Genomic DNA, 14706 nt, shown 5'->3' with positions numbered 1-14706 from the left:
TCGGCCTGCACGGGTTGCGGCTAGGCAGCCTCTAGAATGGTCGGCATGACTTCCGCACAGCACTTTGACCTCGTCATCATCGGCACTGGGTCGGGAAATTCAATCCCCTCCCCTGAGTTCGACGATAAATCCATCGCCATCATCGAAAAGGGAACCTTCGGCGGAACCTGTCTCAACGTGGGCTGCATCCCAACGAAGATGTACGTCTACGCTGCCGACTTGGCACTCGCCGCACGCGAGGCAACCCGTCTTGGGCTCAGCGCCCACGTGGATGCTGTGGATTGGGACGGCATTGTCGAGCGCGTATTCCACAACCGCATCGATCAGATCGCCCGCGGCGGCGAAGAGTACCGCCGTGGCGAGGAAACGCCCAATATTACAGTCTTTGATCAACATGCTCGGTTCATCGGGCCTAAAACCCTGCAAGCGGGCGATGACATCATCACCGGTGACAATATTGTTATTGCTACCGGCTCACGCCCTGTACTGCCCGAACCCTATGCCAGCTCTTCCGTGCCGGTCCACACCAACGAGGACATCATGCGGCTTGAGAAGCAGCCGCGCAGCCTCATCGTTGTCGGCGGCGGCTATATCGCCATGGAGTTTGCCCACGTCTTCGACGGCCTGGGTACGGAAGTGACCGTGGTCAACCGTTCGGAAAAGTTCCTCCGTTTCCTTGACGAAGACTTAAGCTCCCGGTTCAACGACATCGCACGCGAACGTTTCGACGTACGCATTGGCGCCGCCACAGCACTAGAGGAAACCGCAGACGGTGTACGCCTCACCTTGGATAACGGTGATGTCGTGGAGGCGGAAGCCATCCTCGTGGCCACCGGCCGCCAGCCCAACGGCGATCAGATGGATCTTTCTACCAGCGGTATTGAAATGCACGAGGACGGGCGCATCAAGGTCGACGAGTTTGGTCGCACGACCTGCGAGGGCGTGTGGGCGCTCGGCGATGTCTCCTCTCCTTACATGCTCAAGCACGTAGCCAATGCGGAGCAACGAGCGGTACAGCACAATCTGTTGCATCCTGAAGACCTCCGTCCCATGCCGCACGAGCACATCCCCGCTGCCATTTTCACCCACCCGCAAATTGCGACGGTGGGACTTACTGAGGCACAAGCCCGCGAAGAGGGCTATGACGTCACGGTGAAGGTGCAGAACTTTGGCGACGTTGCCTATGGATGGGCTATGGAAGACTCAACAGGCATCTGCAAGCTCGTGGCCGATCGTGCCACCGGCAAGCTCCTCGGCGCCCACATCATGGGCCCACAAGCGTCCACTCTTATACAGCAGTTGATCACTGCCATGGTCTACGACCTTGATATACGCGAGTTCGCTCGCTCGCAATACTGGATCCACCCGGCACTGCCAGAAGTAGTGGAAAACGCAGTTTTGGGACTAGAGTGGCAGGAGTGAAAGTTACATCGAATTGAGTGATCTTTTTCACATTGCGATTAAACTAATTTCACCAAAAGCCCTGAACCGCACTACAAGCAATTTTTTACACCAACAACATCTGTCAGCACCCTTTCAGAATTTCACCCATTTTGGGGGTGATAGCCGTGAGGGCTTAAAAGAAGACTCAAACTGACGTGCATTTTGCCTGACCGTTGGCTAGGTTAATTACAGACACCGGAACGAGCCGATACTATCTACCGGCTCAGTGTGTTTTGGGGATACCAAAATAATCCCTATCCCTGTAAATCAAAGCCTCCTACTCTGGAGGCTTTGCACGTACGACTCTAAGGACTTTTGATATGCGTATCCGCAATGCAGCCATCGCCGGCGCTACTGCTCTCGCTGTTGCTTTCGGCGGCTCCACCGTCGCTTTCGCTGAGGACGCCAACGGCTCCGCTCAGGAGAACACCAACTCCTCCGCTTCCACCGACAACGGCTCCTCCGCCGCTGGCGAGGACACCAACTCCGAGGCTTCCCTGTCCTCCAAGATTGGTGACTGGTTCTACGTTGATGAGAACGACAACAAGGGCACTGCGGCTGACGGCCGCGCCATCTTCGGCTCCTCCAAGCACGAGAACTGCGATGCTGACGAGACCGAAGACTGCACCACCCTCGGAGGTCAGCCGACCTGGGCCAAAGCTTTCTACGGTCTGGGCATCGCTAGCGCCATCGCTTCCGTAGCTGGCTTCATCGGCGTTGTGTACAACTTCTTCGTCCACGGCCCGTCCTTCTAAGACGTCTCCCTTACACACTTTTCCGAAAGGTTTAAATTTCATGCGTAACTTCCGCACCGCTGCCGTTGCTGCTGCAACCGCCGCTTCCGTTGCTTTCGCTGGCACCTCCGTTGCCTTCGCTGCAGAGGCCGACACCGAGACCGAGAACACCTCCTCTTCCAACCTGTCCTCCGCATACGACAAGGTCAAGGAAGATGACTCCGACGAGACCCTGTCCTCCAAGTGGGGCACCGCTACCGAGAAGAAGAGGAAGGTCACCGGCGAGGACCTCTTCGGCAAGAAGCGCGCCGAGGATAACCCGCAGTGGGCTGAGATCTGGCGTGGCGGCACCTACGCTGCCCTCGGCACCGCAATTGCAGGCGCCCTGTTCGCTGCCTACAACTTCGCTGTGTACAACAACATCGTTCCGGCACACCTGCTGGATCCGATCTTCCGCCGCTAATTAAGTTGCGGGTACGCTGACTAGCTCAGCGCACTTCCTTAGCGCCCATCCTCGTGTCGTGAGGATGGGCGCTTTTGCATGCCTTGGCTATTTATTGGTGAGCTGCCGGAATCTTTTCATTCTCTTAAGCCTTGCTGAGCAACTTGCTGCAGATGTGTGCCCCGCAGCGGGAGTTGGTGTGCTCAAGTAGAAATCTCTTAAGAGAAATCCTGTTCCAATGAATCCTGTCAATGTTTACGCTAGAATCGCTCAGGTGACTTGGGGCACCCTATAGTTACTCCAGTTCCTACGAGGTTTAAAAGGATTCACACTATGCGCATTCGCAAGGCCACCATTGCCGGTGTTACCGCTCTCGCTGTTGCATTCGGCGGCACCACCGTTGCTTCCGCTGCAGAGGGTAGCAGCAACGATTCCGCTACCAACTCTTCCGCAACCGCTGGTGAGCAGCAGGGCACCCAGAAGGCTGGCGGCTCCTCCGCACTGGGCAAGGCGCTCGAGGCTGACAAGGAAGCCAACGGTCAGAACATCTTCGGCCAGAACTCTTCTATCTCCACCGAGCCGAAGTGGGCACAGGCTCTTGCTGGCATCGGCATCGTCGCCACCATCATCACCATCGCTGGTGGTCTGGTTGGCCCGGCACTGAACTACCTCAAGTTCGGCATGTAGTTCTCCCCTTCCCCTTCTAACCCACTTTTTGAAAGGCTTTTCTCAAGATGCGTAAATTCCGCACCGCCGCCGTTGCTGCTGTAACCGCCGTCACCGTCGCCTTCGCTGGCACCACCGTTGCTTCCGCCGCTGAGGCCGTTGAGGGCTCCGGCGTGACTGACGCGCAGGTTCAGGAGGAGCTGCAGAAGGATGCTACTTCCTCCGAGATGTCTTCCGCACTCTCTTCTGAGGGCGGCGGCTCCCTTTCCTCCAAGCTGGGCGGCGTGACCGACGGCAACATCACCGGTAATGGTGCTGACGCCTTCGGCTCCACCAAGAACCCGTCCCAGGTTCCGCAGTGGCTGGACCTCTGGCGTGGTGGCACCATCGCTATGGTTGCCGCTGCTGCTGTTTCCACCGCTGTTGCTGCCTACAACTACGCTGTGCACTCCGGCGTTATCCCGGACTACGTTGGCCAGGCCATCAAGAACGTCTCTTTCTAGTTCACGCTTTTACTGGCAGTACAAAGCCCTCCGCCCCACCGTGTACCGCACGGGAGGTGGAGGGCTTTGTTTCTTTTTGGCAATGTTTAGGCGCCTAGCGCTTAAACGCCTGCGCTTAAACGCTAGGCCTCATCCGGCAGGGTGAGGATCTCGTTGCCGTCATCGGTGATCACGATGGTGTGCTCGAACTGAGCGGTGAACTTTCCATCCGTGTTCTGGACGGTCCAGCCGTTATCCCAAATCTCATAATCCAGCGAGCCCAGGTTAATCATCGGCTCGATGGTCAAGGTCATTCCAGGCTCGAGGATGTCTCGGTAGGTCATGGAATCGTAGTGCAGCACAACCAACCCGTTATGGAAGGTAGGGCCTACGCCGTGCCCGGTAAAGTCAGTGACCACGTTGTAGCCAAAGCGGTGAGCATAAGACTCGATGACGCGTCCGATGACATTAATCTCACGGCCCGGCTTAGCGGCCTTAATGCCGCGCATCATCGCTTCCTTGGTGCGCTCTACCAGCAGCTTGTGTTCCTCGGTGACGTTGCCAGCGAGGAAAGTAGCGTTGGTATCGCCGTGGACACCATTCTTGAACGCAGTGACATCGATATTGACAATGTCACCGTCCTCAATCACCGTGGTATCCGGGATGCCGTGGCAGACAATCTCATTGAGGGAAACACAGCAGGATTTCGGGAAACCCAGGTATCCCAGCGTCGACGGATATGCGCCGTGGTCACACATGTACTCGTGCGCAACGCGGTCAATCTCATCCGTGGTCACACCGGGAACCACAGCCTTTCCCGCCTCCTGAAGGGCGTTGGCGGCAATCCGGGAGGCTTCACGCATGGCCTCAATAACCTCCGGGGTCTGCACGAATGGCTCGCCCTGAGCTTCCTGGACCGTGTCCTTCCACACGTACTCGGGGCGCTCAATATCCTTCGGTACCTTGCGGATTGGGGTATCTTTTTCTTGTTTCAGCATCGCGCGCTTAGTCATAACTACTCATGGTAGCCCTCTTCCCCAGCACCCGACAAAGAGCACCATTGGCGCGCTTATGAGCGCGCGCTACTGCTCTTGTGCGGGAGCAACCTCGCCGTGGCCTTCCGCGCGGAGGGTGTCCAGACGCTGCAAGAAATTATCAGTGATGTTGACCGAAATCGTCGAGCCACCACCCAAAACGACGAGTGTTGCGAACGCAATGTCATCATCCCGGAATCCGGTGAACCAGGCGTGCGAGCCGCCGTTGATTTCCGCCTCACCGGTCTTGCCGTAGACGGTCCCCTGGGCCTGCATTCCTGCGGCGGTACCGCTCGCCACTACTTGGCGCATCATGTCACGCACGTGAGCCAGGGTTTCCTCGCTGGGCGCGGAGACCTCCTCGGAAACCTTGGTTTCGCGTGACTCGATGAGCGTTGGCGTCGGGGTCTTGCCTGCCGCAACTGTCGAAGAGACAAGGGCCATGCCAAAGGGAGACACAAGGTCCAGGCCCTGACCATAGCCAGCTTCCGTGCGCTCCAGAGGAGTCTCGCCCTCGGGGACGGAGCCGGTGAGCGTCGACAGCCCCGGCACCTCATAGTCGATGCCCAAGCCATATTGCTTGCCCACATCGCGCAGCTCTCCCTTCGGCAGGTCCGTCGAGATCTGCGCGAAGGTGGTGTTACAAGATTGCGCGAAAGCTTGGCGCAGCGGCACAGAGCCGAGCGAGAAGCCATTGTAGTTGGTCACGGTGCGCCCGTACAGGTCCATGGTTCCGGGGCACGGCACGATGGAGTCTGGGGACAGGCCTTGCTTGTCGACGCCCGCCGAAGCCGTAATGATCTTAAACACCGATCCGGGAGGGAACTGTCCTTGGAGGGCAATATCGCCCTTCTTATCCGCTTCTGGAGTTTGGGCCACAGCAAGTATCTCGCCCGTCGAGGGGCGCATGGCCACGATCATGGCCTCGTACTCGGGGCGCAGATTGACCGCTTCCTGAGCGGCACGCTGGACGTCATAGTCCAGCGAAACTTTGACGGAAGGGGCTGCCTCGGGTTCGTGATACTCGACGTCGGAAAGCGCGGCGCCGTGCTCGTTGACTACCGAGACGGACCAACCATTAGTCCCGTCGACTTCCTCAGAAACCATCGCCCGCACGCGGGCGAGGATATCCGGGGCCAATCCAGAATCGCGCGTGATAAGCGCGGGCTCCTCGTTGAAGCGAATCCCCTTCTGGTTCTCCAGGACTGGGCGCAGCCGCGCTGCCTGAGCCTCATTGAGCATGGTGACCGAATAAGCGCCATCGACTTCTTCGAGATTCTTGGCGAGCTCTCCGGAATCAATGTCGGGGAAGGAATCATCCTCCCGGTGCGCCTGGCTCAGCGCGCCGGATACTTTCGCGGCGACGGGGCGGGGATCGTCGACGGCGTCGGTGTCGACGACGAGCCGGTATTGCAAGCCCGGAGACATGAGTTCCACCCCATCGGAGGAGACAACGCCTGCGCGCTTCGGCGCGATCGAACGCAGCTCAAGATGCTGGTGCGCGCCGAGATCGGGATGAATGATGCTGGGCTGCCAGCGCACGGTCCAATCCTTATCCTTGCGCGTCAAGGCCATGGACGTGTCATAGCGCAAGGAACGATTGCGCGGCAGGGCCCACGTCACTGAATAGTGCGCAGTCGCCTTGGCTTCCTCCTGTTCAACGTCGGTCAATTCAACGTCGAGGCCCTCTGCTTGCAGGCCCGCGAAGGTTGCGTCGAGAGTGTTCGTGGCGGTGGTGCTGTCATCAACGAGCTGCGCCAAGTCCTCATTGTTGCGGGTTTCCATGTCTTCTAGGAATTGCTCAGCAACTGGGCGTGCGGACACCGGCTTGGGGGTACATCCCACCAAGGACGACGCCGCGATGCTTGCCGCACCGAGCAGCGCCACGAACTTCTTCATGATTGGGCAGCGTAGCAGCCAAGGGCGGCCTGACGGCCGCCCCACACCGCAGGTGGACTACTTGGTAACGCGAACCTCAGCCTTGGCGCCTTCCACGGCTTCCAAGCCCTGCTCTTCTGCCAGACGCATTGCCTCTTCGATGAGCGTTTCCACAATCTTGGATTCAGGAACGGTCTTGATGACCTCACCCTTAACGAAGATCTGGCCTTTGCCGTTACCGGAAGCTACACCGAGGTCAGCGTCGCGGGCCTCGCCCGGACCGTTCACCACGCAGCCCATGACGGCCACGCGCAGCGGGAACTCCATACCGTCGAGGCCCTCGGTGACCTCGTTAGCCAGCTTGTAGACGTCCACCTGTGCGCGACCACAGGACGGGCAGGAGACAATCTCCAGCTTACGCGGGCGCAAGTTGAGGGACTGCAGAATCTGGTCGCCAACCTTGATCTCCTCGACCGGATCCGCCGACAAGGACACGCGGATGGTGTCACCGATGCCTTCGGCAAGAAGAGCGCCGAAAGCGACCGAAGACTTGATGGTGCCCTGGAATGCGGGGCCGGCCTCAGTAACACCGAGGTGCAGTGGGTAGTCACACTGAGCGGCGAGCTGGCGGTAGGCCTCCACCATGACGACCGGGTCATTGTGCTTCACAGAAATGGCGATATCGCCATAGCCGTGCTCCTCGAAGAGACCAGCCTCCCACAGTGCAGACTCAACGAGAGCCTCCGGGGTAGCCTTGCCGTACTTTTCCATGATGCGCTTGTCCAAAGAACCGGCGTTGACACCAATGCGAATCGGAATGCCAGCATCGCCGGCGGCCTTCGCAACCTCCTTGACGCGGCCATCGAATTCCTTGATGTTGCCCGGGTTGACGCGTACCGCAGCACAGCCGGCATCGATGGCGGCAAAGATGTACTTGGGCTGGAAGTGGATATCTGCAATCACCGGGATCGGGGACTTCTGCGCAATCGCTGGCAAAGCCTCCGCATCAACCGTCTTTGGGCAGGCAACGCGAACGATATCGCAGCCGCTGGCGGTCAGCTGTGCAATCTGCTGAAGGGTAGCGTTGACGTCGTGCGTCTTCGTTGTGGTCATCGACTGCACGGAGATGGGGTGGTCAGAGCCCACGCCAACCTGGCCAACCATGAGCTGACGCGTCTTGCGGCGCGGCGCCAAGGTGGGAGGTGGGCCGTCGGGAATACCAAGACCAATAGGGGTCGACATGTGTGCTCCTTGCTAATTGGGTTTTAACGCCCCTACTCTAGCACCGCGCACGACAGCGGGAGCAGGCAGCTAGATCACTAGCCAAACAGCCGAATTGGGTTGACCACGTCCGCAATCATGATGAGCGCACCCACCGCCATCAGAACAAAAGCCAGCGCATAGGTCACCGGCATGAGCTTGGTGTAATCCGCCGGCCCCTTCGGTTCCTTGCCCATAAGACGGCGCAGGGCATCACGAATCTTCTCGTAGAAAATGACGGCGATGTGACCGCCGTCAAAAGGCGGAAGCGGAATGAGGTTGAACAGCGCGAGGAAGAAATTGAGGGTGGCCAGCATCATAAAGAAGGAGGACCACAGACTGCGCTCCACCAGCTCGCCGCCCACGCGGGAGGCACCCACCACAGACATGGGCCCGTTGACATCACGCTCCTGCCCGAAGATAGAAGCCACCACACCCGGAATCTTTGCCGGGAATTGGGCGATGCCCTGGACGGTGGCGTTCAAGGCATCTCCCGAATAACGAGCGGTGGCCGGGATAGCGTCGACAAAGGAGTAGGTCTCCCTGATATCGATAATCTGGTTGGTCATGCCGATGGCGCCGACCTTCACCAGCTGCCCCTCCGCGTTGAGCCGGGTCACTGTTGCAAGCGTGATATCGAAATCACGCGGTGCACCATCCCGCTCGACCGTAAGGGTGACGGTGTCACCGGGGTAGTTCATGACGGTATCGCGAAGCTGCGCGAAGGAGTCCATCGTTTCGTCGTTGAGCGCGACAACGATATCCCCTGGTTCCACACCCGCTTCGCCGGCTGGGCCCAGCCCCTGGCAGGGTTCTAATTCGCCCTCGGCATTCTGATTCGCGGCACAGGACACCTCCCCTACGCGCGGGCGAACATCCGCGTCTGGGCTGGGTAAGCCCGTGGTCATTGCGATCATCAACAGGATAATGAATCCCAACAGCAGGTTGACTGTGATACCACCGGCCAGCACGATGATGCGCTGCCACGCCGGCTTCTTGTACATGGCATAGGGCGCTTCTTCCTCCGTGAGGAATTCATCCTGCGCCGTCATGCCCGCGATATCGCAAAAGCCACCTACCGGAAAAGCTGCAAGGCCATACTCGGTGTGGCCACGCCTAAAAGATGCGACGCGCGGCCCAAAGCCAATAAAGTAGCGTCGCACCCGCATACCGAAAGCGCGGGCAGTAAGCATGTGGCCTGCCTCGTGCAAGGCAACGGTGATGCCGATCCCCAAGGCGAAGAGGACTATACCGAGGACATGTGCCATAAACTAGGGGGCTTTCTAACGAGCGAGCGAATCCACCATCGCATTAGCGCGACGGCGGGCCTCACCTTCCACGGCGAGGACATCATCGACGCTAGAGGGTACACCAGCAAACTCTGAGGCCTGCCCCACGACGTGGCTAACCACGTCCACAATTTCCGGGAAGTGAATACGGCCCGCCAGGAAAGCAGCTGCTGCCTCCTCGTTCGCGGCGTTATATACGGCAGCGTGGGTGCCTCCGGCAGCGGCCACCTCACGGGCAAGGCGGACGGCCGGGAAGGCTTCGTCATCGAGCGGCTCGAAGCGCCACTCATGCGCGGTGGAAAAGTCCAGCGCCGGCTGCGCGCCTGGCACGCGGTGCGGCCAGTCCAGTGCCAAGGAGATCGGGAGCTTCATCGACGGCGGGGAGCATTGTGCAATCGTGCAGCCATCGGTGAAGGTGGCCATGGAATGCACGATGGATTGGGGGTGAACGGTGACGTCGATAAGGTCCGGGTGGACGTCGAAAAGCAGCGTCGCCTCAATGAGCTCTAGACCCTTGTTGATTAGCGTGGCGGAGTTCAGAGTGTTCATTTGTCCCATCGACCACGTCGGGTGCTGTGCTGCCTGCTGCGGCGTGACATCCCACATCTCCTCGCGGGTCCACCCGCGGAAAGGACCACCGGAGGCGGTGAGTACGAGGCGCTCAAGCTCCACGCCGCTGCCTGCGCGCAGGCACTGCGCCATGGCGGAATGCTCGGAATCCACCGGGATGAGCTGGCCCTCCCCCGCCAAGCGGGTCACGATGGAACCACCGGCAACGAGGGATTCTTTGTTCGCCAACGCCAATAGTTCGCCCTTCTCCAAAGTGGAGATGGTGGCGGCCAAGCCCATGGAGCCCACAAGCGCGTTGAGGACCTTATCGGCGTCCACCGCCTTAACCAGCTCCTCGGCAGAGTCTGGGCCCGAGAGCACGGTGCCTCCGAGGGCCTCGGAAACGGTGCGTGCCGCATCGGGCTTGGCGACGGCCACGTGGTCAAACGAAAGGTTGAGGGCACGAGCCTGCTCAATGACGAGCTGCGGGTTGGAACCGCCGGCGGCGATACCCACGACTGTGAACTTATCCGGGTTATCCGCGATAACGTCCAGAGCCTGGGTGCCAATCGAGCCTGTAGAGCCGAGAATAAGAATGCGTTGGGTATTCACCCTGTCAACCCTAGCCGGTCAACCCAAGCAAGAGTCGTGAGCGCTGCACTAGCGATAGTCGGGGGTGTTTAATCGCGGTTATCGGCAGAATCATTTAAACTACTACACAGAATAACTGGCATTTTTCGTGCGCTCGCTCGAATCAATGAGTTCTAAGCAGGGTGAGCTGCATGTACACGCAAAGGAGAGCAAGTGTCTTCCCACAAGCCGGCATCGCAGGTTTTCGACGGCGTATCCACCGATGACGTCCCGTCCGCAGGTTTCGGTTGGTCCCGCATCAGCCGCTCGGGCGTACAGATCGCTGGTTGGACGTCCGTCGTGTTCCTGCTTGCTTATAACTTTGGTAACCACAAGGGCCACGTGGAGACGATCTGGCTCTTCGCCCTGGCAATCCTGATTGCCCTTGGTTTGGTCATTTACGCTCTGCAGCCAAAGCTCTCCCAGGTACGCACCCTGACCGCCCGTAACAAGCCGGTAGGCCACGAGGAGCCGGACTGGGCATATGAGCAGAAGACTGTTCACAACGTCTACGCTTCCCTGACCGATGATGAGCTGCGCGCCCTCAACATTGAGCCTTCCCGCGTTGCTCACCTCCGCGGTGTTTCCGAAGGCCGCCACGCTGCCAAGCCGGTGACCAACTAAAGCTTCTTCGCTTTAAACGAAGCTCCCTCTCTACTGCGGTAGAGAGGGAGCTTTGCTTTTGCATGGCTAGGTCACGTAACGGTTGACCACGGCGTAGATTTCCGGCGTCCGCTCTTGTGCCCTGTTTCCGGCGAACCGCCAGACACCGGCGTAGACAAGAGCCGGAACCAGCAGCGAAACTATCATTGCGACAAACAACAGCGACCCACCTCGCTCGTAAGCGAGGACAGAGATCACAATGCCGGGAAGCGCGGGCACCCACACCAACAGCATGCCGACAAACGCAGTGAGAAAAGCACCAGCAGAATAGCCAGACTTATCGTTCCACCGGTTCTGCCCAGGAGCGGACAAGGGATAAGGGTTCAGCACGGTCAGGCCCAAGCCCACCGCCGCCGTAGAGATAAACACGCCTACGGCCACAGCTGTGCACAACAAGCCCAAGGTGAAGTTCTCACTAAAGACAAGAACCACTACGGCAAGCAGAACGAACCCAAGAAAAGGAATAGTCACGTGTGCGAGGTGGCGCGCATGAAGGATGGTGCGTGGGGCAACCGGCGCCACCATGTGGACCCAATTCGATGGCCCATCGAAACCATAATCATTAGCCAAGAGCGAAGAGAGCACGATTGCGCTAAAGCACAGCATGAAATAGGCGGTGAAATCATCGCCTCTCCACAACTGATAAAGCGTCAGCACACCAAACAGAGGCATCATGTACAGCATGCCTGTTTGCCGTTTATCACGGGTGAGATAACGCAACGCGCGGGTATATTCCATCGCCGCAGGGCTGGAATAAGACCACGCGCCCAACTCCAACTTGGATACCCCCTTTTCTGTCACCTCGCTGGCTACGTCACCACCCGCTCCCGGATTGCGCATGAGGCTGGATATCTGGCGCGACCACACCCAGCCCAGCAGGCCAAGACTGGCCGCCGCGATCAGTAGTTGGGCTAGGGCGGTGAGGAAGTGGCCGTCGGCAAGCGCGAGCGCCCACCCCACCCCAGCACCAAACGGTGTCCAGGCGCTGATCGCGCCCACGGTGTGAAGCGGCGGCAAGGACTCCAGAACGCTCTGCGCCTGCAGCATGCCAAAGACCAGGAGGCCCATAACCACCATTGCCGCAATTTGGGTGCGGGATTTCTGGGAATCTGCGATGGCGGAGGCCACTTGACCAAGGCATTCGCCGAAGATGATGGTCGTCGCGCACGATAAAACCATGCCGACGACGAAGGGCACTGCAGCCCACCCTGGCCCCGTCAGAATTAGAAAAACACTTCCGATGATCGCATACACCAGGGAAAAGACGACCGACATGATGGCGCGGGTGGTCAGCAGACTAGAGAAGAGGAGGCCTGGAAGGACCTCGCGGGGCGACAGCGGGAGCGTTCCCAGAGTTGTCGGGCTCAGCTGGTTCTCCCCCGCCGGCATAAAGAGAGCGAGGAGTACGTAGATGAGCATGCCGCCAGCCACCCCAACAGTCAGCGCTTGGTAACCGTTGCCCGGGGCGGTGATATCGGAATACACCATGAATGCGAGCGAAAAGAGGCCGATTGCACCGTAAACCAGCATCATAAGCCCCATGATGAGCGTCGACGGGTTGGAGGCAACACTGCGCCACCACAGGGTGCGGTGAAGCCTGAACAGAGTGGATGTCATTCGCTATCACCCGCCGCTTGCGAGCGCAGCCACCCAAACTTCGAGGCATCCAGGTCCCGTCCCCCAACGGCTGCGATGAATAGATCGCTGAGAGTTTGGCCCTGTCGAACATCATTCACGTGGCCTGCGGTGATAACTTGGCCGCCGTTGATGATGGCCACGTGGTCACACAGCCCCTCGACGAGCTCCATGACGTGTGAAGACAAAATGACTGTTCCGCCACGCGAGGCATAGGCGCGCAGCATCTGCTGGATGAGGCGCCCGGAAACCGGATCCACTGCTTCCAGCGGCTCATCCAAGATGAGCACCTCTGGGTTGTGCAGGACGGCTCCTGCTAAGAGGATCTTCTTGGTCATGCCGGCGGAATAATCCGCGATGCGCTTATCGGCGGCATCGGAGAGGGAGAGGGCGTCGAGAAGCTCCTGCGCACGGCGCAGCGACTCGGTGCGCTCCAGTTTGTGCAAAGCACCGAGGTAGTGCAAATACTCCGCGCCCGTGAGGCGATCAAAGACCGGTGCCCCATCCATGAGCAATCCCATGGCCTGCTTGGCGGGAATTGGCTCCTCCCACACATTGTGACCGGCAATGAAGCTCTGGCCCGAATCAGGGCGCTGGAGACCACAGGCCATGGTCAACATCGTGGTTTTACCCGCGCCATTCGGCCCCACTATCCCGTAAATGGAACCGCGCGGGACGTCCAGGTTGAGGTGGTTAACGGCGATCTGAGAACCAAAGGACTTACGCAAATCGCGCACAGCCAGAGCCTGGGTGCGCGGATCAGCGGCTAAGTCCTCACGATAAGGATGAGTCATAAGCATTAACGGTATCAAGAACCATTAATGCTTTGTTCTCCGGCAAAACGATTGTTAGGAAACTGTAAGCAGGGCCCTTACGCGGTCTCGCGCTCATCAGCGGCGAGCTGGCCACAAGCAGCAGCGATTTCATCACCCTTGGTATCACGCACGGTGCAGGGCACGCCCTGCGCGATGACGCGGCGAACGAACTCGTCCTGGCGCGCCTTCGGGGCAGCGTCCCACTCCGAGCCCGGCGTGGGGTTGAGCGGAATAACGTTGACGTGGACCTTAGAGCCCAGTGCCGCATGGAGCTTCCTGCCCAACATGTCGGCGCGGAAATCCTGATCATTCTTATCGCGGATCAGCGCGTACTCGATGGACACGCGGCGGCCCGACTTATCGGCGTAGTACTTAGCGGCATCGAGCACTTCTTCAACCGGCCAGCGGTTGTTAACCGGCACGAGGGTATCGCGCAGTTCATCGTCCGGGGTGTGCAGGGAGACTGCGAGGGTGCAAGACAAATCTTCATCTGCGAGTTTGCGGATGGCCGGTGCCAAGCCGACCGTGGACACCGTGACATTGCGCTGGGACAGGCCGAAACCGCTAAGGTCGGAACCGGTGATCTGCCGCACTGCATGGACCACGCGCTTGTAGTTGGCCAGCGGCTCGCCCATACCCATGAAGACAACGTTGCTTAGGCGCCCGCCTTCCTCTTCCATGAGGCGAGCAGCATGCCTAAATTGCTCCACGATTTCTGCGGTAGACAGGTTGCGGTCCAGCCCGCCCTGGCCGGTGGCGCAGAATGGGCAGGCCATGCCGCAGCCAGCCTGGGAGGAGATACACAGGGTGGCGCGACCTGGGTAGCGCATGAGCACGGACTCCAACAGGGTGCCATCGTGCAAACGCCACAGGGACTTGGTGGTTTCCCCATCGTCGGTGGAGGTCTGCCGAATGGGCTCCATGAGCGTGGGGAACAAACGCTCTTGGACTGCTTCGCGGGCGGCGGCCGGGATATCCGTCATCTCGGAAACATCGGCGGTGTGGTGGACGTAGTAGTGCTTGGCCAGCTGCTTTGCCCGGAACTTGGGCAGGCCAAGTTCCGCGAGCGCCTCAATGCGCTCGGCCTCGGTCAGGTCCGCGAAGTGCTTCGGGGGTAGCCCGCGGCGCGGAGCGGAGAAATTCAGTTTCAGTGGTTCAGCCATGGTAGAGCCCATTTTCCACGTTT

General features: G+C 59.3%; 14 protein-coding genes. 6 read left to right on the top strand and 8 right to left on the bottom strand.

What is annotated here, in order from left to right; translation table 11 throughout:
* Positions 1-36: 36 nt before the first annotated feature.
* The 5 genes from mtr to HMPREF2822_RS13605 all read left to right on the top strand — a co-directional run bounded on the left by mtr (position 37) and on the right by HMPREF2822_RS13605 (position 3788).
* A complete protein-coding gene (mtr, locus tag HMPREF2822_RS01725) occupies positions 37-1422 on the top strand; it encodes a mycothione reductase (RefSeq protein WP_070520080.1) in 1386 nt (461 codons plus the stop codon).
* A gap of 341 nt (positions 1423-1763) precedes the next feature.
* On the top strand, positions 1764-2198 hold the full coding sequence (locus HMPREF2822_RS01720; RefSeq protein ID WP_070520078.1) for a hypothetical protein: 435 nt from the start codon (positions 1764-1766) through the stop codon (positions 2196-2198).
* Positions 2199-2238: 40 nt separating this feature from the next.
* The gene (locus HMPREF2822_RS01715; protein WP_070520076.1) at positions 2239-2640 is read left to right on the top strand and encodes a hypothetical protein; all 402 of its coding nucleotides are present in this window, start codon (positions 2239-2241) and stop codon (positions 2638-2640) included.
* Positions 2641-2952: 312 nt separating this feature from the next.
* Positions 2953-3306 carry a hypothetical protein gene (locus HMPREF2822_RS01710; protein ID WP_070520074.1) on the top strand — a complete coding sequence of 118 codons (354 nt, stop codon included), beginning with the start codon at positions 2953-2955 and terminating at the stop codon, positions 3304-3306.
* Between the two features lie 47 nt (positions 3307-3353).
* Positions 3354-3788, top strand: coding sequence for a hypothetical protein (locus HMPREF2822_RS13605; protein WP_232755533.1), 435 nt, complete (start codon positions 3354-3356; stop codon positions 3786-3788).
* Between the two features lie 122 nt (positions 3789-3910).
* Here HMPREF2822_RS13605 and map read toward each other — a convergent pair whose 3' ends face one another.
* The 5 genes from map to dxr form a co-directional block, all read right to left on the bottom strand.
* Positions 3911-4780, bottom strand: coding sequence for a type I methionyl aminopeptidase (map, locus tag HMPREF2822_RS01700; protein WP_070520072.1), 870 nt, complete (start codon positions 4778-4780; stop codon positions 3911-3913).
* Positions 4781-4849: 69 nt separating this feature from the next.
* Positions 4850-6700 carry a penicillin-binding transpeptidase domain-containing protein gene (locus HMPREF2822_RS01695; RefSeq protein ID WP_070520069.1) on the bottom strand — a complete coding sequence of 617 codons (1851 nt, stop codon included), beginning with the start codon at positions 6698-6700 and terminating at the stop codon, positions 4850-4852.
* Positions 6701-6757: 57 nt separating this feature from the next.
* On the bottom strand, positions 6758-7921 hold the full coding sequence (ispG, locus tag HMPREF2822_RS01690) for a flavodoxin-dependent (E)-4-hydroxy-3-methylbut-2-enyl-diphosphate synthase (protein WP_070445607.1): 1164 nt from the start codon (positions 7919-7921) through the stop codon (positions 6758-6760).
* Positions 7922-7998: 77 nt separating this feature from the next.
* On the bottom strand, positions 7999-9207 hold the full coding sequence (locus tag HMPREF2822_RS01685) for a M50 family metallopeptidase (protein WP_070520067.1): 1209 nt from the start codon (positions 9205-9207) through the stop codon (positions 7999-8001).
* Between the two features lie 15 nt (positions 9208-9222).
* Complete coding sequence (gene dxr / locus HMPREF2822_RS01680; protein WP_070520065.1) at positions 9223-10389, bottom strand: 1-deoxy-D-xylulose-5-phosphate reductoisomerase; 1167 nt, start codon at positions 10387-10389, stop codon at positions 9223-9225.
* Between the two features lie 192 nt (positions 10390-10581).
* Between dxr and HMPREF2822_RS01675 the strand changes: the two genes are divergently transcribed.
* The gene (locus HMPREF2822_RS01675) at positions 10582-11031 is read left to right on the top strand and encodes a DUF2631 domain-containing protein (protein WP_070520063.1); all 450 of its coding nucleotides are present in this window, start codon (positions 10582-10584) and stop codon (positions 11029-11031) included.
* 66 nt (positions 11032-11097) lie between these two features.
* On the opposite strand, the gene HMPREF2822_RS01670 is transcribed toward HMPREF2822_RS01675, so the two are convergent.
* From HMPREF2822_RS01670 to rlmN, 3 genes are all read right to left on the bottom strand, one after another.
* Positions 11098-12687: an ABC transporter permease gene (locus HMPREF2822_RS01670; protein WP_070520061.1), complete on the bottom strand. Its 1590-nt coding sequence runs from the start codon at positions 12685-12687 to the stop codon at positions 11098-11100.
* The gene (locus HMPREF2822_RS01665; RefSeq protein WP_070520059.1) at positions 12684-13505 is read right to left on the bottom strand and encodes an ABC transporter ATP-binding protein; all 822 of its coding nucleotides are present in this window, start codon (positions 13503-13505) and stop codon (positions 12684-12686) included. The genes HMPREF2822_RS01670 and HMPREF2822_RS01665 overlap by 4 nt, the downstream gene beginning before the upstream one ends.
* A gap of 71 nt (positions 13506-13576) precedes the next feature.
* Positions 13577-14683 carry a dual-specificity RNA methyltransferase RlmN gene (gene rlmN, locus HMPREF2822_RS01660; protein ID WP_070520173.1) on the bottom strand — a complete coding sequence of 369 codons (1107 nt, stop codon included), beginning with the start codon at positions 14681-14683 and terminating at the stop codon, positions 13577-13579.
* Positions 14684-14706: the final 23 nt, after the last annotated feature.

The organism is Corynebacterium sp. HMSC062E11 (assembly GCF_001811845.1).
GTDB classification, from domain to species: domain Bacteria; phylum Actinomycetota; class Actinomycetes; order Mycobacteriales; family Mycobacteriaceae; genus Corynebacterium; species Corynebacterium hesseae.
The sequence above is the reverse complement of the archived record's forward strand: the minus strand, read 5'-3'. Positions and strand labels throughout refer to the sequence as shown.

Excerpts from the sequence above, each read along its gene's own strand:
- mtr (WP_070520080.1), top strand. The coding sequence starts at position 37 with ATGGTCGGCATGACTTCCGCACAGCACTTTGACCTCGTCATCATCGGC.
- HMPREF2822_RS01720 (WP_070520078.1), top strand. The coding sequence starts at position 1,764 with ATGCGTATCCGCAATGCAGCCATCGCCGGCGCTACTGCTCTCGCTGTT.
- HMPREF2822_RS01715 (WP_070520076.1), top strand. The coding sequence starts at position 2,239 with ATGCGTAACTTCCGCACCGCTGCCGTTGCTGCTGCAACCGCCGCTTCC.
- HMPREF2822_RS01710 (WP_070520074.1), top strand. The coding sequence starts at position 2,953 with ATGCGCATTCGCAAGGCCACCATTGCCGGTGTTACCGCTCTCGCTGTT.
- HMPREF2822_RS13605 (WP_232755533.1), top strand. The coding sequence starts at position 3,354 with ATGCGTAAATTCCGCACCGCCGCCGTTGCTGCTGTAACCGCCGTCACC.
- map (WP_070520072.1), bottom strand. The coding sequence starts at position 4,780 with ATGACTAAGCGCGCGATGCTGAAACAAGAAAAAGATACCCCAATCCGC.
- HMPREF2822_RS01695 (WP_070520069.1), bottom strand. The coding sequence starts at position 6,700 with ATGAAGAAGTTCGTGGCGCTGCTCGGTGCGGCAAGCATCGCGGCGTCG.
- ispG (WP_070445607.1), bottom strand. The coding sequence starts at position 7,921 with ATGTCGACCCCTATTGGTCTTGGTATTCCCGACGGCCCACCTCCCACC.
- HMPREF2822_RS01685 (WP_070520067.1), bottom strand. The coding sequence starts at position 9,207 with ATGGCACATGTCCTCGGTATAGTCCTCTTCGCCTTGGGGATCGGCATC.
- HMPREF2822_RS01670 (WP_070520061.1), bottom strand. The coding sequence starts at position 12,687 with ATGACATCCACTCTGTTCAGGCTTCACCGCACCCTGTGGTGGCGCAGT.
- HMPREF2822_RS01665 (WP_070520059.1), bottom strand. The coding sequence starts at position 13,505 with ATGCTTATGACTCATCCTTATCGTGAGGACTTAGCCGCTGATCCGCGC.
- rlmN (WP_070520173.1), bottom strand. The coding sequence starts at position 14,683 with ATGGCTGAACCACTGAAACTGAATTTCTCCGCTCCGCGCCGCGGGCTA.